The organism is Actinobacillus capsulatus DSM 19761, assembly GCF_000374285.1.
Lineage (GTDB): Bacteria > Pseudomonadota > Gammaproteobacteria > Enterobacterales > Pasteurellaceae > Actinobacillus > Actinobacillus capsulatus.
In genome coordinates this window covers 1-1,811 of record NZ_KB893965.1, presented here as the reverse complement: position 1 = coordinate 1,811, position 1,811 = coordinate 1, and the positions used below count along the sequence as shown (strand labels likewise).

General features: G+C 42.0%; 1 protein-coding gene. It reads left to right on the top strand.

Annotation, left to right across the window (positions count from 1 at the left end; translation table 11 throughout):
- Window positions 1-1,811, top strand: a 1,811-nt coding sequence (locus tag C228_RS14570; protein ID WP_018653008.1) for a toxin VasX, incomplete at both ends; no start/stop codon positions are given.

The window sequence follows — 1,811 nt, the reverse complement described above, 5'->3', positions numbered from 1 at the left end:
AATGCCACCGATGAGAAAAAGCGTTGGTTGATATTTGAATATACTGTTGCAAATGACGACAGTAATGCCCCTAAACTTAACGGTTCTGGTTCACCTTATCGTTTTACCCAGTATGTTTGGGCAGACGGCTCGGCTCGTGGTGAATGGAAAAAATCAGCTCAATCTCTACCTTATGCTTATGTTCATTCACAAGTCGGCGCAATAGAATGCGCTTATAGTGAAGTGCGTTGGACGCCTGAGATGTTTGAAGAATTAGAGCAGAATGCACAAAAAAGGGAAAAAATGATGCAGAAGATTTCCCTTAACGGCGGAAGCAGCAATTTTATTTTTCCAGGCGCACAGCTTGCTGAAAAAGTCGCTGATTTCCAACCAGCAAAAGCAGCTCAAGATAAAGCGGACAGTTACCGAAGAGCAACGGGGATTGGTTATCAGAACAGTCATAAAGTGTTTGATAATTGTTCAGCAAAGAAAACTGTTGTCATTGCACTTTTTGACCGCATTGCCGACGTAAAAGATATTTCGACTTATCACCAAATCATTTTGGCAAACAGTATGAAAGAATTTGCCAAAATTCTCTATCCAGTGACAACCGCCAAAGCGATTCAACAGATAGAACAACATGTCTATAAGAATCCAAATTGGTTTAAGCGCTTAATGAGTTCTGACCCTCTGGATAAAGGTATGCGCGAGCAAATTAAAATCTATGCGCAAAAATCGCCACTGATGTCAGAACAAACGATGAAAAATTTAGCGGTGGCACAATTTAACCTCTTAAATCAAACGGGTAATGGTACATCACTCACCCATTTAAATTTTTTACAGGAGCTCTGTAAAGCTAATGAACAACAAGCCGATAAACTCGCTTCCTTAGCAGATTATGCGATGGCATATTATGGCACGGCGATGGCAGGTATGGGAGATATGCCTAAAGGGATGGAATATCAGAAAAATTTATTAATAACTGGCAGCCCATGGGGGAATCATTTAGCTAACCTGCTAACTATCGGCGATAAACTCAATCAAATCGTCAAAGAAACCGCTGCGAAACGGGCAATCAATGCCGTACGTTTTGATGTAATGATTGAATCGATAATGGCGGCGCAGATGCTGCTCTGGAAAGAAGCAAGCAAAGAAGCCATTCCTTATCAACGCTTTTTAGCGGCGGTAGGCTTAAAACTGCAAACCATTTCAGTATCACATATTGGCAATGTCAATACGGGCGCAGAAATTGTCAATCAGCAAATGCGTACGCTGATTAAGAATGCCGATGAGTTATTTAAAGGTTTAAGTGCGGCGCATTATCAGGCAGAATTAACGAAAGGCATTCGCGCAGGTTCATCCCATTACATTAATATGAAAGTACATGTGGCGGTTAAAAATGAACATAATCCGGCGAAACGTTTATTAAAAATAAATGAAAGTGTCGGTACATTTTTGGCTGGTGGCGCACTAATCCTCAACCTACGGGAATGGGCAACCTATAAGTCGGATAATAATAACTCCGTATCAGCGTGGTTTTTACATCCCGCAGCACGATTGACAAATGATTTTGCAGCACTGGTGGGGAGCTTAGAGCGGTCGAAAAGTGCATTGGGAAAATTTTACGAAAATGTAGATAGCCGAGCGGCTAAACAGATTTACGGACTAATGGGTTTTAAGACGCCTATTGGCATACAAGCCAATGCTGGCAAGGGCGTTCAATTGTCTAGATACCTCACCTTACAAAATGCAGGACGGTTTGCCAATGTATTAGGCGTGGTAATTGCCTATGCACAAATGCAACAAGCAGCTCGTACCGGCAATACTGCCGC